Source organism: Janthinobacterium sp. HH106 (assembly GCF_001758725.1).
In the GTDB taxonomy this organism is placed as follows: domain Bacteria; phylum Pseudomonadota; class Gammaproteobacteria; order Burkholderiales; family Burkholderiaceae_D; genus Janthinobacterium.
Genome location: NZ_LRIC01000027.1, coordinates 124,251 through 144,542 on the forward strand (window position 1 = coordinate 124,251; position 20,292 = coordinate 144,542).

Sequence of the window (20,292 nt, forward strand, 5' to 3'; positions counted from 1 at the left end):
TTTAGTGATTAATCTCCATAAAAACACCGCATGTTGTGTTTATTGGAGGTTTCATGACGACAAATGCAGTTTCCCCCACACGCGGCCACGTCGATGTCGCCGCGTCCATCAATGAATACCTGGAGCGGCGCGACTGGCGTGTCAACGCCAACGCCAACCAGGGTTACTCGCTGGGCGGCCTGATACTCAATGTATCGGGCAAGGTCATCGCCAACTACTGGCTGGACCAGGTGTATCCGCCGGAAGTGGGCGCGGCGCACCGCGAAGCGGCCCTGCACATCCACGACCTCGACATGCTGGCCGGCTATTGCGCCGGCTGGTCGCTGCGCACCCTGCTGCACGAAGGCTTGAACGGCGTGCCGGGCAAGATCGAATCGGGCCCGCCGAAACACATGTCGAGCGCCATCGGCCAGATCGTCAATTTTCTCGGCACCCTGCAAAACGAGTGGGCCGGCGCGCAGGCGTTCAGCTCCTTCGACACCTACATGGCGCCCTACATCCGCAAGGACAGCCTGCGCTACGAAGATGTGCGCCAGTACATGCAGGAGCTGATCTTCAACCTCAACGTGCCGTCGCGCTGGGGCACGCAGACGCCGTTCACCAACCTCACCTTCGACTGGGTCTGCCCGGACGACCTGCGCGAGCAGATTCCCGTCATCGCCGGCCGGGAAATGGACTTCAGCTATGGCGAGCTGCAGGCGGAGATGGACATGATCAACCGCGCCTACATCGAGATCATGATGGCGGGCGACGCCAAGGGCAGGGTCTTCACCTTCCCCATCCCGACCTATAACATCACCGAGGATTTCGACTGGCATAGCGAAAACGCGGAACGCCTGTTCGAAATGACGGCCCGCTACGGCCTACCCTACTTCCAGAACTTCATCAATTCGGAACTCAAGCCGAACATGATCCGCTCCATGTGCTGCCGCTTGCAGCTGGACTTGCGCGAACTGCTGAAAAGGGGCAATGGCCTGTTCGGTTCCGCCGAGCAGACGGGCTCCCTGGGCGTGGTGACGATCAACTGCGCACGCCTGGGCCACCTGTGGCGCGGCGACGAAGCGGCCTTGATGGCGGACCTGGACCGCCTGCTGGAACTGGGCAAGACCAGCCTGGAAATCAAGCGCCGCACCATCGAGGAACTGATGCAGCAAGGCCTGTTCCCCTACACGAAACGCTACCTGGGCACCCTGCGCAACCACTTTTCCACCCTGGGCGTGAACGGCATCAACGAGATGATCCGCAATTTCAGCGGCGACGCCCATGACATCACGTCCGCCGAGGGCCATGCGCTGGCGATCCGCCTGCTCGACCACGTGCGTGCCCGCATGGTGCAATTCCAGGAAGAGACGGGCCATATGTACAACCTGGAAGCGACGCCGGCCGAAGGCACGACGTACCGCTTCGCCCGCGAAGACCGCAAGCGCTATCCCGCCATCCTGCAGGCCGGCACCGTCGACAATCCGTATTACACGAACTCGTCGCAGCTGCCCGTCGGCCACACGGACGACCCGTTCGAAGCGCTGGAATTGCAGGACGCGCTGCAGCGCAAATACACGGGCGGCACGGTGCTGCATTTGTACATGACGGAAGCGCTGTCGGACGCGAACGCCTGCCGCGAGCTGGTCAAACGCGCCCTGAGCCGCTTCTCGCTGCCCTACATCACCGTCACGCCCACGTTTTCCATCTGCCCGCGCCACGGCTACCTGGCCGGAAAACACGAATTCTGCCCCACCTGCGACGCGGAACTGATCGCCCGCAAGCAGGCCCACATCGCTCCATCACTTGAGGAAACGCCATGAATGCACGTCCCGACTTCACTCCCGCCATCACCCTGCTCGACAGCGAACGCCAGCGCTGCGAAATCTGGACGCGCGTGATGGGCTATCACCGCCCCGTCGCCTCGTTCAACATCGGCAAGCAGGGCGAATTCCACGAGCGCCAGTATTTTACGGAAGCGAGCGCCCGGGTTGGCCAGCCGGCCTGCCATGGCTGAGTTGAAAGTGGGCGGCCTGACGCCCTTTTCCGCCACCGACTACCCGGGCAAGCTGGCTGCCGTGGTGTTCGTGCAGGGCTGCCCCTGGCGTTGCGGCTATTGCCACAATCCGCATTTGCAGGCGCGCACGCCCGAAGGCGCCATGCCGTGGCAGGACGTACTGACCTGGCTGCGGCGCCGCGTGGGCCTCGTCGACGCCGTCGTCTTCAGCGGCGGCGAGGCGTGCATGGACCCGGCGCTGGGGCGCGCCATGCTGGACGTCAGGGCGCTGGGTTTCGGCATCGGCCTGCACACGGCCTGCATCTATCCGCAGCGCCTGCAGGAAGTGCTGCCCCTGGTCGACTGGGTCGGCTTCGACATCAAGGCGCCGTTTGCCGACTATCGTCATGTGACCCGCGTGGCCGGCAGCGGCGACCCGGCGCGCGCCTGCCTGGACGCCATCCTCGCCCGCGGCGTCGCCTACGAATGCCGCACCACCACCCATCCGGACTTGCTGCCGGACGCACAGCTGCTGTCCCTGGCCGCCGCCCTGGCCGCGAAAGGCGTCGATAACTACGTGCTGCAGCAGTTCCGCGCCGAAGGCTGCGCGGACGCGGCGCTGTCCGGCCGCCCCCTGCACGGCTATCCGGCGGCGGCTACTGTGGCGCAAATCGGCGCCATGTTTCCCCGTTTTACATTCCGTAATCATGGCAGTTGATCGTGCAGCCACATAATTATTGAAAGTCCCGCAAAATTCCCCGTTCTGCAACGCTGAAATGTCTTGCGTGCTGTAATGTATCAACTGTGCCGCGCACCATGCGCAGCCCGTCAGATTCCTCACACCGCATTACAGATAAGCGTCATCCATGAACGATTTCACCGCAGTCAGCCCAGGCATCCCTTCCACCCACGCCGACATCCTGTACGGCCCGCCGCGACCGGATCTGCTGCGCGAGGAAGTGCTGGCCGACCTGCTGGAAGCGACGGCGCGCCGCTGCCCGCAGCACATCGCCCTGATCGATGGCGCGCGCCGCATCACGTATGCCGAACTTGATGCGCAGGCGGGCCTGGCGGCATCGCGCCTGATGGCGGCCGGCGTCAAGCCCGGCGACATCGTGGGACTGTGGCTGCCGCGCGGCGCACATCTGCTGCTGATGCAGGCGGCCATCGCCAAGGCGGGAGCCGCCTGGCTGCCCGTCGATGAAGACACGCCCGTCGAACGCCTGCAGGTGTGCCTCGACGACGCCAATGGCGCTGGCGTCGTCAGCTGCGCGCAGTTCGCGCCGCGCCTGGAGCAGGCTGGCGTCGAGCGTCCCGTGTGGACCGCGGAAAGCCTGCTGGCCCCCGCCGCGCCGGGCGAACTGCTGCCCGCGCGCGGCACAGTCTTGCCCGAACACCCGGCATACGTGATCTACACGTCCGGCTCCACGGGCAAGCCCAAGGGCATATTGATCAATCAGCGCAGCATCTGCCACTTCCTGCGCAGCGAAAACGCCGTGCTGGAAGTGGAGCAAAGCGACACCGTCTACCAGGGATTTTCCGTCGCCTTCGACATGTCGTTCGAGGAAATCTGGATCGCCTACCTGGTGGGCGCCACCCTGTGGCTGGGGCCCAAGGAGATTTCGGGCGACCCGGAAGCCTTGCCGCGCGCGCTGGCCGCCAACCACGTCACCGTTCTCCATGCCGTGCCGACCCTGCTGGCCCTGTTCGCCGAGGAAGTACCGAGCCTGCGCCTGATCAACCTGGGCGGCGAGATGTGCCCCGAGTCCCTGGTCGAGCGCTGGTCGCGCCCGGGCCGCGCCATGTTCAACACCTATGGTCCCACGGAAGCGACCGTTTCGTGCAGCCTGGCGCGGCTGCGCCCCGGAGAACCCGTCACCATCGGCACGCCGCTGCCCAACTACGGCTTGCTGGTGCTGCAGGTGGCCGAGCACGGAGAAAACCGCCCATTGACATTGCTGGCGCGCGGCGAAACGGGGGAACTGTGCATCATCGGCCCCGGCCTGGCCGAGGGCTATCTGGGCCGGCCCGACCTGACGGTGGAAAAATTCCTGCCCAACCCGTGGGCGACCAGCGACGATGACGCGCGCCTGTACCGCACGGGCGACCTGGCCCGCATCGATGCGGACGGCCAGGTGCTGTGCCTGGGCCGCGCCGATGACCAGGTGAAGATACGCGGCTTCCGCGTGGAGCTGGGCGAGATCGAAGCCGTGCTGGCGCAGCAGCCGGGCGTGGGCACGGTGGCCGTCCTGTTGCGCAAGGATGACGGCATCGACCAGCTGGTGGCCTACATCGTCGGCAGCGACGAGGCGCCCGGCGACGCCCTGGCGGCGAAAACCCTGCGCGCGGCCCTGAACCTGCACCTGCCGCCCTACATGGTGCCGGGCCGCTTTGAATTGCTGCCGCTGATGCCGCGCCTGACCTCGGGAAAAATCGACAGAAAAGCCTTGAAAGCCATGCCCCTGTCTGCCCCGCCCGCCGGCGAGGCGGGGATCTCGGACGTGCCGGAAACGCCGGCCGAAGCGGCCCTGTTCGCGGCCCTGGCCAAGCTGTTCCCGGGCCAGGCCATCTTGCGCCAGCTGGATTTCTTCAGCGACCTCGGCGGCCACTCCTTCCTGGCCGCGCGCCTGGCGTCCGCCCTGCGCGCCGATCCGGCCTACGCCCACATGACGGTGCGCGACATTTACCAGAACCGGCAGATCGGCAAGATCGCCGCCGTGCTGAACGAAGCGCCCGCGCTGGCCACGCCGGAAGCGGATTGGACGCCGCCGTCGGCCTGGAAGCGCTGGATCTGCGGCGCGGCGCAGGCGGCGGCCGTGCCTGGCCTCGTCACCCTGCGCATGGCGCAGTGGATGGCGCCCTTCTTCACCTATCACTTCTTCACGGGCGACACGGGCGACACCGTGCCGCGCGCCATCGCCGCCTCCATCGGCGTGTTCTTGCTCGCGACCCTGGCCGAATTTGCCATTGCGATTGCCGGCAAGTGGCTGATCGCCGGGCGTCTGAAACCGGGCAGCTATCCGCTGTGGGGTGTCACCTATTACCGCTGGTGGCTGGCCGACCGCCTGGTCGAATCGGCGCCCGCCTATCTGCTCAGCGGCTCGTCCCTGAACAGCTGGTGGCTGCGCGCGCTGGGCGCGAAAGTGGGCAAGGAAGTGGTCATCGGCTCGATGACCCTGCGCGCGCCCGACTTGCTGTCCATCGGCGACAACGTCAGCGTGGGCAATGCCGTCAACTTTGAAAACGCCCGCGTGGAACGGGGCCGTTTGCTGCTGGGGCAGATCAGCATCGGCGACGATGCCTGCATCAGCTCTTACGCTATCCTGGAAGGCAATACGCAAGTAGGCGCCTTCGGTCACCTCGAGGGCCAGTCGGCACTGGCCGACGGCGCTTCGGTGCCGGCCGGGCGCGTCTGGACGGGATCGCCCGCGCGCGACATCGGCCCCTATGACCGGGCCAGCCAGCCGCCGCGCCCCGCCGTCTCGCGCCTGCGCCTGACGGGCGAAACCGTGTTCTTCTGCTTCGGCATGGTCCTCATCGCCGTGCTGTTCTTCATGCCCGTCTTCCCCAGCTTCGTGCTGATCGACTGGTTCGACGAGCGCGAAATGATGCCGTGGCTGCAGGGGCGCGACGTGACGACCCAGCTCGCCCGCTACTTCCTGCTGGCCTTCCCCGCCAGCGCCGTGCTGATCGTGCTCACGGCCCTGCTGTCGGCCGCCATCCGCTGGGGCGCGCTGCCGCGCCTGAAACCGGGCAGCTCGCCCGTGCACAGCAATATCTATTGCGCCAAGTGGCTGGTCAGCCATATCCAGGAATCGAGCCTGAACGTCCTGCACGGCATCTACGCCACCGTGTACGCGCCCTACTGGTACCGCCTGCTGGGCGCCAAGGTCGGCAAGGGCGCGGAGATTTCCACGGCGCTGGGTGTCGTGCCCGACATGCTGACACTGGGCGACGACACCTTCATCGCCGACGCCGTCATGCTGGGCGACGAGCAGATCGACGGCGGCTGGATGACCATGCGCCCCACTGTCGTCTCGCACCGCAGCTTCGTCGGCAACGGCAGCTATATCCCGGACGGCACCGTGCTGCCCGAACATGTGCTGATCGGCGTGCACACGCACGCGCCGCGCAATGAGCAGATGCACAGCGGCGATACCTGGCTCGGTTCCCCGCCCATGCATTTGCCCGCGCGCGAACAGGTCAGCGGCTTTGCCGAGCACCTGACGTTCAAGCCGTCGCTGCTGCGCCGCCTGGGCCGCAGCCTGATCGAAGCGTTCCGCATCGTCGCGCCGCACGCCGTGGTGATCGCCGTCGGCTATACGCTGGTGCTGGACGTGATGCCCATCGCGGGCGCAGGGCGCTGGGGCGAAGTGGTGAGCGACCTGGCAATTGCCGGCATCGCCTATGGCATCGGCAATTTTTTGGTGGTCGTGCTGTTCAAGTGGCTGCTGCTGGGACGCTACCGCAAGCACGCGGCGCCCATGTGGACGCCGTTCGTGTGGATTTCGGAAGGCGTGACCAACCTGTATGAAGGCATCGCCGTGCCCAACTTCATGCGCTACCTGCGCGGCACGCCGTGGCTGCCGCTGGCCTTCCGCCTGTTCGGCTGCAAGATCGGCCGCGGCGTCTACATGGACACGACGGATATCACGGAATTCGACTGCGTGCACATCGGCGACTACAGCGAATTGAATGCACTCACCTGCCCGCAGACGCATCTGTTCGAAGACCGCGTGATGAAGATCGACCACGTGGAAATCGGCCAGCGCGTCTACATGGGCCCGCGCAGCTCCGTGCTGTACAGCGCCAAGGTGGGCGACAATGCGCGCCTGGGACCGCTGACCCTGGTGATGAAGGGCGAGCACATCCCCGCCGGCAGCAACTGGGCGGGATGTCCGGCCGCGCCTTTGCGTAGCTGATTGCAGCTGATGGATTTTACGGTGCTTTGGGCGGGCGACGGCGTGCTGGCGATCGGCATCGTGCCGCCGCCATCCCGCGTGGAAGCGCGCGCGCACCTGCGCCAGGCCGTGCGCGAAGCGGCGGCACAGTGGCAAAACCTGGACATCGAGGCGATTACAGTGGAATCGACACCGGGCGCCCCTCCCCGTTTGCTGCTGGCCGGCCGCGCGGCCAGCCTGTCGTTCAGCCATGACGAAGGACTGTCGCTGGCCGCCATCGGCCTGCATGATCTCGTCGGCATCGACGTGATGCGGGTGCAGGACATTGCCGACTGGTTCCATCTGGCACGCGACTATCTGGGGCCGCAAGTGGCAGCTAAGCTGGCCGACTGCCCTGCCGATCAGCGCCCGCGGCGCCTGGCGCAGGCGTGGACGGCGCGCGAGGCGGCGCTCAAGTGCGCGGGCAAGCAGTTGGCGGAGTGGGATGGGGTGGCATTGAATTGTCATTTGCAAGCCGTGGAGACTCCGCAAAATTTCGTGGCAATGTTAGCGACAATCCGGGGTCAGACCCGACGGGTCTGACCCCAGCTTCACGCTGTTGGGTTAATTCCCTATCAATCCTCTTTACCGTCATCAGCCGCGCCGATCTGGACGAAAATCAGTTTTACGATAATACTGACGAGCAGTCCCAGCACCCCGATCAATTCCAGCATGGTCTTTCCTTTGCAGTGACAGCAGACCAGGCCACTGTAGCGCGAACGCCGGGGCCAGGCCAATATCAAATCAGGCAGTCTCCGATCTCGAAAAGGCATACGATTGATTTCCATCAGACAGTTCCGCTACTTTGTCGAAGTCGTCGATGCGGGCAGCTACTCGCGCGCGGCGGAAAAGCTGTATATCGCGCAGTCGGCCCTGAGCCGGCAAATCAAGGAGCTCGAGGGCGAGGTGCAAGCCCTGCTGCTCACGCGCGACGCGCGCCATATCGAGCTGACGCCCGCGGGACAGCTGTTTTATGAACGCGCCAGGCGCATCCTCGACGACATCGAGGAAACCGTGCGCCAGACACGCCACGTGGGACAAGGCGCGCAAGGCATCATCCGCCTGCTGCATTCGAGTTCCGTCACTCTCACGCCCGCCATCGGCGCCGTGCTGAACCGGCTGCTGGCGCAATTCCCCGGCGTTTCGCTCGACGTCTCGAAAGGCTCGTCGGAAAACCAGGCGTTTGATATCGAAGAAGGCCGCGCCGACCTGGGCCTCGTGCGCCTGCCCACCCTGCGCAAGCACGCCAACATCGTCGTGCGCGAACTGTACGCGGAAAAACTGGTGGTGGCCGTGTCGGCGATGTCGCCGCTGGCGGCGCTGGAGCGCACGACGATCGCCGCCCTGCGCGACGAAGCGTTCGTCTCTATCCCGCACAAGGACCGGGGGGGCCTGAGCTACCTGGTGGCGGGCCTGTGCCTGGCACAGGGCTTCTTCCCGAAGGCGGCGCGCGCCCTGTCGCGCAAGACCTCGCAACTGAACCTGATCGAAGCCAATATGGGCATCGCCATCGTCCCCGACAGCATGCGCCTGGTGGCGCCGCCCGGCGTGCGTTTTATCGCGCTGCCGGACGAGGAATCGCACTCCGTCGTGGGCCTGATCTCGCCGCGCGCGGCCAGCGGCATGGTGGCCGCGTTTACGGAAGCGTTCGTGCGCGAGATGAACGCATCGGCAACTACGGCTTAGCCTTCCGCATACAGCGCCGCATCCGCGTCGCGCACGGCCGCCATCAGCAAGGCCAGCTTCATGACATCGAGCTGGCCGTCCGTGCGCACGCGCGAGCACAGGTCGATGCCGTAGGGGCGTACCTGGCGCAGCGCCTCCATCACGTTGTTCGCATCGAGGCCGCCGGCCAGGAAGACGGGACGGGGGCTGGCGCGCACGAAGCGCGCGCTGACGGACCAGTCATGCGTGCGGCCCGTGCCACCCAGCTCCGGCACAGCCGCGCCGGGGCGTCCCGAATCGAGCAAAAAAGCGTGGACATGGGGCGCGTAGGCGGGGATCAGCGCCAACGCCTCCGGTCCCTCCACGTGGATCACCTGCACGCGCCGCACGTGCGGCAGCAAGCGCGCCAGCTGCGCCACTTCGCCGGGGTCGATATGGCCGACGATCTGCACGGTGGACGGCTGCGTGGCGCGCACGTGTTCGGCGATGGCTGCCGCCGTCGTCTCGGACGTCAGCAGGAAGGTGGCCACGGGAGGCGGCGTCCAGGCGGCGATCTGCGCGATGCGCGCGTCGGGAATCGGGCCAGGGCCGGACGGCATGGCGGCCACCAGGCCCAGCGCGTCGGCGCCGGCGGCAATGGCCAGTTGCGCTTCGTCGATGGAAGCGATGCAGCAGATCTTGATGCGGGTTCTCATGGCCTTGCGTACTCCGTCGGGATGATCAACATTACAACACAGGGCGGCGCGCGCGCCAAGACACGCGGTCAAGGCCGTGCACGATTGTGTGCCAGAATGGGGACCTGCCCACATCCAGAGGAATCCATGGCCGACTACAAAAACCCCAGCTACGTGGCGCGCTCCATGCACCCGCGTTTCGATGAACTGACCTCGCCAGGCGAAGCCGTGCCGTATTCGGGCATCTACCGCTGCGACGGCTGCGCGCACGAGATCGTCTCGACGGAAGGCCACGTCATGCCGCCGCAAAACCACCACCAGCACAGCAGCGGGCAAGGCGCCATCCGCTGGCGCCTGATCGTCAGCCCCCGCTGATTGACATGCGCCAGGCGGGGGACGATACTTGATTGATCCCGGATCGCCATTGGAACGTCACTGGAACACCAGCATGCGCATCGTCGATTTTGAAGTCCGCAAGGAGTGCCCGCCGCAGCTGTGCGACTGCGAGCGCGAGCGATTGCTCGACGATCCGCAGGCGGACCTGTCCATCCTGCGCCTGAACCTGACGGAAGAAAAGCGCCTGCTGGCGCACATCGAGGGCATCGCCACGTATGCACAGCTGCAGAAGCTGCAGCGGCTGTTGAAGAGCAACCTGGGCGTGGAATTGCAGATCGTGCCCGGCAGCGGCGAAGTGCGCACCGTGCGCGGCTTCCAGATCCGCCTGCTGGAGCGGCCCGGCCTGTGCCGCAAGACGCGCGCCGCCATTCCCGCCGCTGTGCGCCGCTGCCTGGCCGCGCATCCCGAGATCGCGTTTGCGATATTGAATGAAAATGATTTGCTCGGTGGGGTGTGAGCCGAGTAGGTCGGATTAGCGGGCACCGCGTAATCCGACATCATTGTTGGCGTATGGGCGAATGTCGGATTACGCTCCGCTAATCCGACCTACGCCGTCACGCTGGCACGGATGGGAATGACCTTGCCCTTCGCTTCGCGCGCCCGCAACTGCCCGCAGCCGCCCTCCACGTCCTGCCCGGCCGAATCGCGCAATTTGGTCAGCACGCCGCGCGCGTGCAGGGCGGCGGCGATGGCCCGCGCCTTGTCCCAGCTGGGACGCCTGAACGGCAAGTCATCGATGGTGTTATACGGGATCATGTTGAGCACCGCGTACTTGCCCTGCAAGAGCGCGACGATGCCGTCCATCTCGTCGTCGCCATCGTTGACGCCCTCCATCAGGGTCCATTGATACTGCACCGGATAGCCGGTCAGGCGCGCATACGCTTCGCCGAAGTCCACCAGCTCGCGCGGGGTGAGCCTGGGCGCGCGCGGCAGCAGCTGTTCGCGCAGCGCCGGCTTCGTCGTGTGCAGCGACAGGGCCAGCGCCGGCTTGACCCGCCCCTGCGGCAGGCGTTCGAAGGCACGCGGGTCGCCCACGGTGGAGAACACGAGGTTCTTGTGGCCGATATTGCCCTCCGTGCCCAGCAGCTCGATCGCTTCCATCACATTGTTCAGGTTATGCGCCGGTTCGCCCATGCCCATGAAGACGACTTTTTTGACGGGACGCAAGGTGCGCGCCAGCACCACCTGCGCCACGATCTCGCCGCTGGTCACTTGCCGGATCAAGCCGTCACGGCCCGTCATGCAGAACTGGCAGCCGACGGCGCAGCCCACCTGGCTCGACACGCACAGGCCGTCGCGCGGCAGCAGCACGCTTTCCACCGTCTGGCCGTCGTGCAGCCCCACCAGCAGGCGCGCCGAACCGTCGGCACCCGGATGGGTGCTGAGCAGTTTCAGCATGCCCTGCAGTTCGAGGTCGAGCGCAGGCAAGGCGTCGCGCACGGGCAGCGGCAAAAAGTCTTCGGCGCGGCGCCGGCCCTGGTCGTGCGGCTGGCCCTGTATCCAGTCGCGCAACACGCGCTGTTCGTGCAGAGGCTTGGCGCCCAGGGCGCGCAGGCGCTGGCGGAGATGGTCGATTTGCATGGGATCTGAAATAAAAAACGGCGCGCCGGCAACAATGCGAGGCGCGCCGCGAATGGCAAGGAAAAGTCTTACACTTTCTTGACGAATTCCGTCTTCAAGCTCATGGAACCGAAGCCGTCGATCTTGCAGTCGATGTCGTGGTCGCTGTCGACCAGGCGGATGTTCTTGACCTTCGTGCCCATCTTGACGACACCGCCGCCGCCCTTCAATTTCAAGTCCTTGATGACGCTGACCGTGTCGCCGTCCTGCAGGATATTGCCGGCCGAATCGCGGTACACACGGGCGCCCTCTTCCACGGCTTCGCCAGCCGTGGCCGACCATTCATGCGCGCACTCAGGGCAGATCAACTGGCTGCCGTCTTCGTACGTGAATTCGGATTGGCATTGCGGGCATGGTGGTAATGTGCTCATTTTCTTCTCTGTCTGGTGAACAGCGCGTGCTGTAAAAGCCGACATTATACGGCCTACGCCCTGCATCAACGGGCTTTTTTCCCCATCATTATCAAGGCCGGTGAATAATCTCGATGGTGCTGTGGACGATTTCCTCGTGGAGGCCGATGCGCGCGCGCAGTTCGGCGGCCGTCAATGCAGCGTCGCGGCTGACGACGGACAAGGCGCACGAATACAGCTGCTTGCCGACTCGCCACACGTGCAGGTCGACGATGCGCGGCGTGTCGCCGGCGCTTTCCATTTCCACCGCTTCGCGGATTTCATCCACCACGGGGTGGTCCATCTCGCGGTCCAGCAAGACCTTGCCCGTGTCCAGCATCAGCTTTTTCGCCCACAGCGCCACCAGCACGGCGCCCGCGATACCCATCACGGGATCGAGCCACTGCCAGCCGTAAGCCCACGCGCCGGCCAGCGCCACGATGGCCAGCACGGACGTGGCGGCGTCGGCCAGCACGTGGATGTACGCGGCCTTCATGTTCAGGTCTTCGCCATGGCCATGGTGGTCGTGGTGCCCGTGATGGTCATGATGGTCGTGACCATGATGGTGGTCATGGTCGTGGTGGCCGCCGAGGATCAGCGCGCACACGAGGTTGACCGCCAGGCCGAAGGCCGCCACCGCCATCGCCTGCGGATATTGGATGGGCTGCGGCGAGAACAGGCGCTCGACGGAAGCGGCCACCATCAGCACGGCCACGCCCAGCAGCAGGATGGCGCTCGTATAGCCGGCCAGCACCTCGATCTTCCACGTGCCGAAGGCAAAGCGGGGGTCGCGCGCATAGCGGCGCGCCGCCGCATACGCAAACGCGGCCAGGCCGATGGCCAGCGCGTGCGAACTCATATGCCATCCATCGGCCAGCAGGGCCATGGAGTTGTACCACCAGCCGGCGACGATTTCCAGCACCATGGTGGCCAAGGTGATCCACATGACGATGCGCGCGCGGCGTTCGGCCTTGTCGCTGGCGGCGCCGAAGACGTGTTCGTGCTGCCAGGCGGAGAGGTCTTCGCTCAGGGATTGCGTTTTCATGACGTTCTCCTTATTTGAGGTAGGTGCGCAGGATGCCCGCGATGTCGTCGGCGCCTCTGGCCCGCTCTTCGCCGGAGAGATCGGGACTGGCCACGTGCTCGCGCAAATGCTCTTCGATGACTTCGGCCATCAGGCCATTGACGGCGCCGCGCACGGCGGCGATCAGCTGCAGCACTTCGCCGCAGTCGCGGCCCTCTTCCAGTCCCCGCTCCAGGCCTTCCACCTGGCCGCGGATGCGCTTGACGCGATTGAGCAGCCTGGTCTTGTTGTGTGCCGTGTGGCCCATGATTCACTCCGATAAATACTATAGGGGGGTATACTATCAGAAAGCGCCATGGCTGAGTCAACAAGGCATACCCGCCTCAGGGAACGGGTGCGATCTTCTGCAGCTTGCTGGCCAGCGAAGCGTCGGACAATTCACCCAGGTGGGTGTCGGCAAGACGCCCCTGCGCGTCATAGAACAGGGTGGTGGGCAGGGCCGAGGAACCGGCCGCCTTGCCCAGCGCCGCTCCGCTGTCGAGCACCACATTGCGCAGGGTCGTGCCGCTCCTGTCCAGGAAAGCGCTGGCCGCCGCCGCATCCTCGCGCTGGTTCGCGTACACGAAGACGATATCGGCGCGCGCCTGCTGTGCGGCGGCCAGCACGGGCATCTCGCGCCGGCATGGCGGGCACCAGCTGGCCCACAAGTTGACCACCATGGGCTTGCCACCGGCCAGCGCCGCCAGGCTGGTGGAGGTGCCGTCGAGCGCATGCAGGGCCACGGCCGGCAAGGCCGCCGGCTTGTCGTACGCCAGCCCCAGCCCTGCGCTCAACACGCCCCAGGCCAGCGCACCGCAGGCCACGCTGATGGCCAGCGGCCGGCGCATGAGCGCCATGGCTGGACGCCGGCAGCGCCACGCGGCGATGGCCAGCGCGGCCGCGATGCCAGCCGGCGCCAGGAAGCCGCCGTCGCGGATATTGAGGATGGACGCGGGCGCGGCCAGATACTGTTCGTGCCAGCGCAGCACGAACGCCACGCGCGCCCCCAGCAGGCCGGCGATCAGCATGTCGGAAACGAGGGGGCCGGCGTCCGGCAGCCGGCGGTGCTTCCGCAGCCACCACGCCGCGCCGTAGGCGACGCACAGGGAAACGAACAACAGGACCAGGCCCGTGGGCAGGGCCAGGGGACCGATTTGCAGGGACAGCATGGGCGCTCGCTATAACATCGAATGGATGGCCATTCTGCCCCATGCGGATTAAGCAGGCGTTAATCCGGCATCAAAAATCGGCCAGCGCCTCCTTGCGCACGAAATGCATGGCTTGCGGCTGGTCCACCAGCACGCACTGCTTGCCCGTGCGCTTGCAATGGTCATGCACGCGCCAGTAGGCATCGTGGCTGACACAGCCCGTCTGGCAAATCACCAGGTCGGCCGCCACCAGACCGGCTTCCAGCGCCGCCGCGTCGTCGGCGCCGTCATCGCCGCCCGCATGGTGCAGGAAGCGCCCGCCCGCCTGCTCGATGGCCAGCTGCGCCACGTTGGCGCCAGCCGCGTGCTGTCCCGGCGCCAGACTTGAATAAGTGCCCACATACAGCACGGCTTTTTCGCGCACGTCGGCCTGCAAGGATGGCGCCGGCAGCCACTGCAGGCGCAGCAGCTCGCGCATCAGGTCCTGCACGCGCTCACCGAGCCACTCGACCCGGCGGGCCAACCTGGCACGCGTCGGCAAGCCCGGCACGCTGGCCGCCAGTTCGGCCAGTTCATCGCGCGCCAGCGCCAGCCTGGAATCGCGGATCACCACCTGCGCCCGCGCGCGCATCAATTCCGACTCCAGCTGCGCGATGCGGGCCGCCTGCGCCGCCAGCTGCGCACTGCAACGCGCCTGCGCCCGCCCATATTCGCCCATCAGTACACGATGCTCGTGCGCGATCGCGTCCTCGTAGCCATACACACTGCCCATCATGCCCTCCTTCACCACCCGTGGCGCTATGGCGCCAGCCCATTGCATCCCCATAGCGCTGAATTATAAATGAGAATCATTATTATTTGTGTATGCACGTGCACGCAGCAGGGATATGCGAAGGCGACCGGCTTCACGCGGCCGGCGGGCAGGACAGCATGCGTTTCCAGACATCGTCCTGCACTTGCCGCACCTGCCGCAGGGCATCGGGGCCGCGATAGATATCCAGCGTGTTCGGCCACGCGATATCGATGAACAACTGCCGTGCCGGATCGATCAGCAGCGACTGCCCCACATAGTTCCCCTTGATCTCACCCTTGTTGACGGCCAGCAGGCGCGCGCCGCCCGCAAGCGCCCGCTCGTCCAGCGCCACGCCGCTGCGCTCGGCCACGTCGCGCAGCCAGCGCTCGCGCCAGCGCGCCTGCTCCGCGAACTGTCCCTGTGGCGGCCGGTCCAGCTTGACGACGGCCGCCACGGGACCGCCTGTGCCCGCCTGCAGCGAAAAGCCCATGCGTTCCTGCAGTTCGACCGTGTAGGCCTCCCCCTTGACGTCGATCTGGTAGCGCCCCGCCCCGTCCTGTACCAGCAGGTCGGCCTGATGGTAGGCAGGTTTGACGCAATTGGCGTACTGATAGGCGAGCACATCGAGGAATGGTGGTGCGGCCGGGGTGGACGCCGCCATGGCGGGCGACAGGCTGGCCCATAAGGCCGCTGCGGCCGCGTATTTGATCTTGCTCATGCTTGCTCCGGTTCACGTAAAAGACGATGACGGCCGAAAAATACCTGCGGCACGCCATCGAGTCGCTCATGGTAGCTATTTTGAATATTTCTTTCTGGCACACGATTCAATTGAATCGCGCTTGTTGAATCACTATTTCTAGTATGTAATCTTGCAAACAAGTCATTACATCAACTGCCAGTACGTTTCCCTCATCACACGGAGTCCCAGGCAATGTCCGCATTTTTCCATGTAAACGCATCTTCCTTACGCGTCGATCACGACGGCAGCCAGACAAGATGAACAATCGTCCATTCACTGAGCGGCGCCGCCAGCAATTTCTGGATGAAGAACTGTATGTCAAAACGCGCAGCAATCAATTTGCGCTGATTGCAGGAGGACTGGAAAACAAAAAGGTCGCCGACTCAGCGCAGGAAAATGCTTCCGTCCATCATTTTTTGTATTTAGAAGAACTCTGGATCTGGATGCTCGACTATACGGCGGGCGAGTCCATCGAGGCCTTGGCGCAGCGCATCGCGGGCATCGTGGATAAGTTTGAAGAATGGAATGCGGTCGATCAACTCTATCAGCAGGATGCGGCGCTTGAGTTTCCAGAGTTTGGGCCCTACGAATATGAGGGAGCACCAGAGTTTTACGTCCTGTCCGACTATGAGGACACCTTGCAACTGCTCAGCATTGCCATCCTGCTGCGCGATCACCGTTCGGTGCTGCGCATCATCCACGTGCTGCGCAGCCACCGTGGCCGCGATGGCCTGTTCGAGCAATTGATCGACGGGTATGTGGAGGATGGACAAGCACTCGACGCCTGCATCATCGCCAGGCCCTATGACACCCTGCTGCAAGTGTTCTATGAGGAGGATGAGGACGCTACCTTGGCCCTGCTCCAGAAATACCTGAAACAATGGTATCCGGCCATGAAACATCATCCGCGCTGGTACAACGAGCATCTCAATATCAGCGAGGAAGGCTATGCCGGCTACTACGGCTACTGGGCATTCGAAGCGGGGGCGACGGTTTTCCTGCTCGACCTGGAAGATAGCCAGGCCGCGCATCTGGTGTACCCCAGGGATCTGGTCGACTATGCGCGACGGCTACGCAAGGAAGGCCGCTACACCAGCGAAGTTACATGGCCGCAACCATAATCAGCAAGGGGCAAGGATGCAGACGCTGAACGAACGGGATTTTTGGGCCCGGCGCAGGGAAGCGCGGTTGTCCTATGCCATCTACCTTGAAAGCAAGGAAAGCCAGGATGAGTGCTACGACATGGTGGCAGCCGGCTTGCAACAGCCGGCGCACGTGCTGCAACATATTCCACCAGAAAATTTCATGACGGCCACGCGCCAGCGGGCCTGGGATGGCGTCGACCAGCTAGCCCTCGCCTACAGCGCCGGTCACGCGCTGGATGAGTTGCGCGCCGCGTACTCCACGATACTCGCTTACTGGCTGGCGTTTGCCCGCTATGACATGGCATTTGACGCTCAGGCCGGCGAAGCCGAACAGGGATTTCCCCACTTCGCCCTGCCCGGCGACGGCTACGAGCAGGTCAACCGCATGGTCTGCCTAGGCATTTTGCTGGGCTGCGGCAGTTTGCTGCCCCGGCTGGCGCCCGTCATCGATTTCAATAACCATGAAAAGGATGGCTTGCTGGAGCGGCTGCTGGCATGCTTCGTCGCCGGCAGGGATGCCGCCTGGCCAAAGTGCACGCGCCATCTGCCCTACGTCAATACACTCAAGATATTCGCGGCAGAAAAAGATGCCCGTCCTGCGCTGATGCACGCTTATCTGCAGCAATGGTATGCAGCCAGCCGCCGCGAGCCCTATTACGACAGCCACCGGCGCGACACCTCGTTCTGGGGCTACTGGTCCTGGGAAGCGGCCGCCATCACCTGCGTGCTCGATATCGATGACAGCGGCTATCGCGGCGCGCCCTTCTATCCGGCCGACCTCGTGGCGTTCTGCCGGATGAAAGGGATCGCCCCCGGCGCCACTGCGGCAACGCAGGACACGCAGCAACAACGACTGGACGAAGCATGAAAACCAGCACTGCCATCGCCACCGGCATCGCCATCGTTGCCGGACTCTGCTTTGCCATGCCCACGCTGTGGCGTGTCGCCACCAATCCCTTTCCGGGCATTTATTCCATCATCGACCCCGTCACTGGCGAGACCAAGGATGTCCTGAAAGTAAAATCGCTGCTGGGCGAGTACGTGGTACTCGCGCGCTTTGGCGGCCATGGTCCATGGACGGGCCCCATCTACGCCAAAGTCATGGGCAACGGCGACAGCTACGCGTCACCGCCACTGTTTCAGCAAGACCGCATGGTCAGCGCGCTATCGCTGGACGAGATCGGCTACCTCTACCACACGCCGGGCAACAGCGACTCGCGCGTCGGCCCGTCCGATACCGGCTATATCAGCAGTATCGCGAGCTTCGGCATTACCCCCCTGTTCCACCGGCCCCTGCTTGCGGGCGGCAACGAGCGCGGTGAGCGGGGCTTGCACGCGTACACGCCCGGCGCCGGTGAGCGCAAGGTAACGGTCAGTACCTTGAACTACAGTCCGCGCATGATACAGGTGGGCATCAGTTCCGTCGGCGATCCCGACAACGCTGTCGATACCGATCCACTGAGTCCTTACATGAGCAGCGCCGCCAGCTGCTGCTTCTACCTGCCGGCGCAGGCCGCAGCGCCGTTGCAGGTCAAGCTCGAATATCGCTGGCTGCCCAAGGGCAAGCCTGAAGTGCTGGCCATGACCTTGCCAGCCAACAGCGACGCCGACGAACTGCTGATACTGGTGCAGGCGGATGGAACAATGGGCGTGGAATTTCGCGCCCCCGGCAAGGACCTGGATCCGACGCCCGAGGGCGTCAGATCCATCAATGGCAAGCCGTATCCGCTGCCACCGGCCGCCGAGCGCAAGGCGCGCCTGGCTGCGGAACTGGCGCGAAGAAAACGCTTCTTGAAAGATATGTACAGGCTGCGGGACAAAGGCACAGGCGAATCTGTCGAGATGGCATATCAGCTGCGCTACCTGATCGACGAATACGAGAAAACCATCACCTATCTGGAAACGTTTTCCGCATGCACAGGTACCTTGGCAACGTGCGACAAACAAGCCACGGCAGCGGCCCGCGCGCCATAGCGCAGCCACGCCCAGGAAACGCCAAGCCGAACGGCGTCCTGACCGCCAGCCAGCCTGTCACCGGCCCGGATGCGCGGGCGCCGCCAGCGCGCTGGCAGCGCCGCCCGCATCGAGCTTGAACACGCCCACTTCCCGCACCAGACTGGCCGCCTGCTCTTCCAGGCTGCCGGCGGCGGCCGCCGCTTCCTCGACCAGGGCGGCGTTCTGCTGCGTGACCTCGTCCATCTGCGTGATGGCCTGGTTGACCTGTTCGATGCCCAGGCTCTGTTCCTGGCTGGCGGCGGCGATTTCGCTCATCAAGTCGACCACCTGCTTCACGGATGCCACGATCTTGTCCATCGTGGCGCCCGCCTCGTCCACCAGCTTGCTGCCCGCGTCGACGCGCTCGACCGAATCGCCGATCATGGCCTTGATTTCGCGCGCGGCACTGGCCGAACGTTGCGCCAGGCTGCGCACTTCGCTGGCGACGACGGCGAAGCCGCGTCCCTGCTCGCCCGCCCTGGCAGCCTCTACCGCTGCGTTCAAGGCCAGGATATTCGTCTGGAAAGCGATGCTGTCGATCACGTCGACGATATCGACGATCTTGCGCGAGCTGGCATTGATGGCGCCCATGGTATCGACCACGCGCCCGACCACCTGTCCGCCCTGCACGGCAAATTCCGACGCCGACACCACCAGCTGATTGGCCTGCCGCGCATTGTCGGCATTCTGCTTTACCGTGCTGGTCAGCTCCTTCATCGCGGAAGCCGTTTCTTCCAGCGAACTGGCTTGCGCCTCCGTGCGCGACGACAGATCGAAATTGCCGGCCGCGATTTCGCGCGAAGCAATAGTGATGCTTTGCGTGCTGCTGCGCACTTGGCCCACGGTGTGCGACAGGCTGCCATTCATCGCTTCGAGGGCCTGCAGCAATTGACCAGGCTCGTCGGAAAAGCGCTTGTCGACACGATTGCTCAGGTCGCCGGCCGCCACCCTCTGCGCGGCCAGCAACGCCTCCTGCAAGGGGCCGGTAATGCTGCGGCTGATCAGCACGGCGCCGGCGATGCTGACGCCCAGTGATGCCAGCAGCAAGCCCGCCAGCAGCACGGTTGCCGAGCGTGCCTTGTCGGCCGATTCGGTCTCGAACGCGGCCGAGCGCTTGCTGGTCATGTCGACCACGCGGTTGATGGCCGCCAGATGGCTGTCGTAGCTGGCGGCCATGGCCGCCATGGCAGTGGCCACGCCCGCCTTGTCCTGCCCCTGCAGCGCCGGGATGAAGCGCGTGAATGCCGTCTCATAGAATGCCACGGCAGGGGCATGCGCCTGCGTCAGCAAGGCTTCGGCGATATCGTGATCGAGATCCTGGGTACGCCAGAACTGATGGCGCGTGTCGTACTCGGCCTTCAAGGTTTTCAGGCGTTCGACCAGCTTGTCTTGCGCACTTCTGTCTTCGGACGCCATCAGCTGGAAGGCGACCAGATACGATTCGAGGATGTATTCCGGCGGCGGCAGCACGTCGGCCACCAGGTCCTTGCCCTGTACGATGCGGTGATATACGGGACCGTTGACCTTCAGTTCGTGCAGCACGCGCAGCGACCAGCCGCCATACACGATCAGGCCCAGCGAAAAGATGGCGACCAACAAGGCCAGCCGGCGCGACAGTTTGACTTGGCGAAGCAGCTGCATGTGCGTACCCCCTCGTTTATGCGGACCATGCCTCAATGCCGCCGGCATAGGCCGCGCTGGCCAGTATGAAATTTCTGCGCGGCATTTGTGGATTATGCAACTTTTTAAG

The 20,292-nt window shown here is 64.6% G+C and carries 20 protein-coding genes; 11 read left to right on the plus strand and 9 right to left on the minus strand.

Translation table 11 applies throughout. The annotated features are described in order from the left end of the window. Positions 1 to 53 precede the first annotated feature (53 nt). The 6 genes from JAB8_RS12675 to JAB8_RS12700 all read left to right on the plus strand — a co-directional run bounded on the left by JAB8_RS12675 (position 54) and on the right by JAB8_RS12700 (position 8,601). Complete coding sequence (locus tag JAB8_RS12675; RefSeq protein ID WP_070289796.1) at positions 54 to 1,802, plus strand: ribonucleoside triphosphate reductase; 1,749 nt, start codon at positions 54 to 56, stop codon at positions 1,800 to 1,802. After that, a complete protein-coding gene (gene nrdD, locus JAB8_RS12680; RefSeq protein WP_070218300.1) occupies positions 1,799 to 1,996 on the plus strand; it encodes an anaerobic ribonucleoside-triphosphate reductase in 198 nt (65 codons plus the stop codon). Before JAB8_RS12675 ends, nrdD begins: the two co-directional genes overlap by 4 nt. After that, a complete protein-coding gene (locus JAB8_RS12685) occupies positions 1,989 to 2,693 on the plus strand; it encodes an anaerobic ribonucleoside-triphosphate reductase activating protein (protein WP_070289798.1) in 705 nt (234 codons plus the stop codon). Before nrdD ends, JAB8_RS12685 begins: the two co-directional genes overlap by 8 nt. 148 nt (positions 2,694 to 2,841) lie before the next feature. Beyond that, the gene (locus JAB8_RS12690; protein ID WP_070289799.1) at positions 2,842 to 6,897 is read left to right on the plus strand and encodes a Pls/PosA family non-ribosomal peptide synthetase; all 4,056 of its coding nucleotides are present in this window, start codon (positions 2,842 to 2,844) and stop codon (positions 6,895 to 6,897) included. A gap of 9 nt (positions 6,898 to 6,906) precedes the next feature. Then, positions 6,907 to 7,458 carry a 4'-phosphopantetheinyl transferase superfamily protein gene (locus tag JAB8_RS12695; protein WP_070289869.1) on the plus strand — a complete coding sequence of 184 codons (552 nt, stop codon included), beginning with the start codon at positions 6,907 to 6,909 and terminating at the stop codon, positions 7,456 to 7,458. Between the two features lie 234 nt (positions 7,459 to 7,692). Beyond that, positions 7,693 to 8,601, plus strand: coding sequence for a LysR family transcriptional regulator (locus tag JAB8_RS12700; protein ID WP_070289800.1), 909 nt, complete (start codon positions 7,693 to 7,695; stop codon positions 8,599 to 8,601). Here JAB8_RS12700 and JAB8_RS12705 read toward each other — a convergent pair. Continuing rightward, positions 8,598 to 9,275: a phosphoribosylanthranilate isomerase gene (locus tag JAB8_RS12705; RefSeq protein WP_070218304.1), complete on the minus strand. Its 678-nt coding sequence runs from the start codon at positions 9,273 to 9,275 to the stop codon at positions 8,598 to 8,600. The genes JAB8_RS12700 and JAB8_RS12705 overlap by 4 nt on opposite strands. A 126-nt stretch (positions 9,276 to 9,401) precedes the next feature. Here JAB8_RS12705 and JAB8_RS12710 point away from each other — a divergent pair, with 126 nt between their 5' ends. Together JAB8_RS12710 and JAB8_RS12715 are read left to right on the plus strand one after the other, a co-directional pair. Further along, positions 9,402 to 9,629, plus strand: a complete 228-nt coding sequence (locus JAB8_RS12710) for a hypothetical protein (RefSeq protein WP_070289802.1) — start codon at positions 9,402 to 9,404, stop codon at positions 9,627 to 9,629. A gap of 73 nt (positions 9,630 to 9,702) precedes the next feature. After that, positions 9,703 to 10,107 carry a hypothetical protein gene (locus JAB8_RS12715; RefSeq protein ID WP_070289804.1) on the plus strand — a complete coding sequence of 135 codons (405 nt, stop codon included), beginning with the start codon at positions 9,703 to 9,705 and terminating at the stop codon, positions 10,105 to 10,107. 89 nt (positions 10,108 to 10,196) lie between these two features. On the opposite strand, the gene JAB8_RS12720 is transcribed toward JAB8_RS12715, so the two are convergent. From JAB8_RS12720 to JAB8_RS12750, 7 genes are all read right to left on the minus strand, one after another. Then, on the minus strand, positions 10,197 to 11,231 hold the full coding sequence (locus JAB8_RS12720; RefSeq protein ID WP_070289809.1) for an RNA methyltransferase: 1,035 nt from the start codon (positions 11,229 to 11,231) through the stop codon (positions 10,197 to 10,199). Positions 11,232 to 11,299: 68 nt separating this feature from the next. Next, on the minus strand, positions 11,300 to 11,641 hold the full coding sequence (locus tag JAB8_RS12725) for a zinc ribbon domain-containing protein YjdM (RefSeq protein WP_070218308.1): 342 nt from the start codon (positions 11,639 to 11,641) through the stop codon (positions 11,300 to 11,302). 91 nt (positions 11,642 to 11,732) lie between these two features. After that, positions 11,733 to 12,704 (minus strand): CDF family Co(II)/Ni(II) efflux transporter DmeF, encoded by a 972-nt coding sequence (gene dmeF / locus JAB8_RS12730; protein WP_070289811.1) that lies wholly within the window; start codon positions 12,702 to 12,704, stop codon positions 11,733 to 11,735. A 10-nt stretch (positions 12,705 to 12,714) separates the two neighbouring features. Next, positions 12,715 to 12,990, minus strand: a complete 276-nt coding sequence (locus JAB8_RS12735) for a metal/formaldehyde-sensitive transcriptional repressor (RefSeq protein WP_070218310.1) — start codon at positions 12,988 to 12,990, stop codon at positions 12,715 to 12,717. A gap of 76 nt (positions 12,991 to 13,066) precedes the next feature. After that, positions 13,067 to 13,891, minus strand: a complete 825-nt coding sequence (locus tag JAB8_RS12740) for a TlpA disulfide reductase family protein (RefSeq protein ID WP_070289813.1) — start codon at positions 13,889 to 13,891, stop codon at positions 13,067 to 13,069. Between the two features lie 70 nt (positions 13,892 to 13,961). After that, positions 13,962 to 14,501: a DUF2325 domain-containing protein gene (locus JAB8_RS12745; protein ID WP_254679512.1), complete on the minus strand. Its 540-nt coding sequence runs from the start codon at positions 14,499 to 14,501 to the stop codon at positions 13,962 to 13,964. Between the two features lie 274 nt (positions 14,502 to 14,775). After that, a complete protein-coding gene (locus JAB8_RS12750) occupies positions 14,776 to 15,381 on the minus strand; it encodes a hypothetical protein (protein ID WP_070289815.1) in 606 nt (201 codons plus the stop codon). Positions 15,382 to 15,659: 278 nt separating this feature from the next. Between JAB8_RS12750 and JAB8_RS12755 the strand changes: the two genes are divergently transcribed. From JAB8_RS12755 to JAB8_RS12765, 3 genes are all read left to right on the plus strand, one after another. After that, complete coding sequence (locus tag JAB8_RS12755) at positions 15,660 to 16,523, plus strand: PoNe immunity protein domain-containing protein (protein ID WP_070289817.1); 864 nt, start codon at positions 15,660 to 15,662, stop codon at positions 16,521 to 16,523. Positions 16,524 to 16,590: 67 nt separating this feature from the next. Next, on the plus strand, positions 16,591 to 17,415 hold the full coding sequence (locus JAB8_RS29080; protein WP_175445190.1) for a PoNe immunity protein domain-containing protein: 825 nt from the start codon (positions 16,591 to 16,593) through the stop codon (positions 17,413 to 17,415). Further along, positions 17,412 to 18,521: a hypothetical protein gene (locus JAB8_RS12765; protein ID WP_070289821.1), complete on the plus strand. Its 1,110-nt coding sequence runs from the start codon at positions 17,412 to 17,414 to the stop codon at positions 18,519 to 18,521. Before JAB8_RS29080 ends, JAB8_RS12765 begins: the two co-directional genes overlap by 4 nt. A gap of 57 nt (positions 18,522 to 18,578) precedes the next feature. Here the strand turns inward: JAB8_RS12765 and JAB8_RS12770 are convergent, their stop codons facing one another. Next, on the minus strand, positions 18,579 to 20,183 hold the full coding sequence (locus tag JAB8_RS12770) for a methyl-accepting chemotaxis protein (protein WP_070289823.1): 1,605 nt from the start codon (positions 20,181 to 20,183) through the stop codon (positions 18,579 to 18,581). Positions 20,184 to 20,292 lie beyond the last annotated feature (109 nt).

Bases quoted from the DNA above. Each gene is read 5' to 3' on its own strand.
- JAB8_RS12695 (WP_070289869.1), top strand. From the start codon at position 6,907: ATGGATTTTACGGTGCTTTGGGCGGGCGACGGCGTGCTGGCGATCGGC.
- JAB8_RS12770 (WP_070289823.1), bottom strand. From the start codon at position 20,183: ATGCAGCTGCTTCGCCAAGTCAAACTGTCGCGCCGGCTGGCCTTGTTG.
- JAB8_RS12690 (WP_070289799.1), top strand. From the start codon at position 2,842: ATGAACGATTTCACCGCAGTCAGCCCAGGCATCCCTTCCACCCACGCC.
- dmeF (WP_070289811.1), bottom strand. From the start codon at position 12,704: ATGAAAACGCAATCCCTGAGCGAAGACCTCTCCGCCTGGCAGCACGAA.
- JAB8_RS12735 (WP_070218310.1), bottom strand. From the start codon at position 12,990: ATGGGCCACACGGCACACAACAAGACCAGGCTGCTCAATCGCGTCAAG.
- JAB8_RS12745 (WP_254679512.1), bottom strand. From the start codon at position 14,501: ATGCGCGCGCGGGCGCAGGTGGTGATCCGCGATTCCAGGCTGGCGCTG.
- JAB8_RS12685 (WP_070289798.1), top strand. From the start codon at position 1,989: ATGGCTGAGTTGAAAGTGGGCGGCCTGACGCCCTTTTCCGCCACCGAC.
- JAB8_RS12705 (WP_070218304.1), bottom strand. From the start codon at position 9,275: ATGAGAACCCGCATCAAGATCTGCTGCATCGCTTCCATCGACGAAGCG.
- JAB8_RS12750 (WP_070289815.1), bottom strand. From the start codon at position 15,381: ATGAGCAAGATCAAATACGCGGCCGCAGCGGCCTTATGGGCCAGCCTG.
- nrdD (WP_070218300.1), top strand. From the start codon at position 1,799: ATGAATGCACGTCCCGACTTCACTCCCGCCATCACCCTGCTCGACAGC.
- JAB8_RS12755 (WP_070289817.1), top strand. From the start codon at position 15,660: ATGAACAATCGTCCATTCACTGAGCGGCGCCGCCAGCAATTTCTGGAT.
- JAB8_RS12675 (WP_070289796.1), top strand. From the start codon at position 54: ATGACGACAAATGCAGTTTCCCCCACACGCGGCCACGTCGATGTCGCC.
- JAB8_RS12740 (WP_070289813.1), bottom strand. From the start codon at position 13,891: ATGCTGTCCCTGCAAATCGGTCCCCTGGCCCTGCCCACGGGCCTGGTC.
- JAB8_RS12765 (WP_070289821.1), top strand. From the start codon at position 17,412: ATGAAAACCAGCACTGCCATCGCCACCGGCATCGCCATCGTTGCCGGA.
- JAB8_RS12725 (WP_070218308.1), bottom strand. From the start codon at position 11,641: ATGAGCACATTACCACCATGCCCGCAATGCCAATCCGAATTCACGTAC.
- JAB8_RS12710 (WP_070289802.1), top strand. From the start codon at position 9,402: ATGGCCGACTACAAAAACCCCAGCTACGTGGCGCGCTCCATGCACCCG.
- JAB8_RS12715 (WP_070289804.1), top strand. From the start codon at position 9,703: ATGCGCATCGTCGATTTTGAAGTCCGCAAGGAGTGCCCGCCGCAGCTG.
- JAB8_RS12720 (WP_070289809.1), bottom strand. From the start codon at position 11,231: ATGCAAATCGACCATCTCCGCCAGCGCCTGCGCGCCCTGGGCGCCAAG.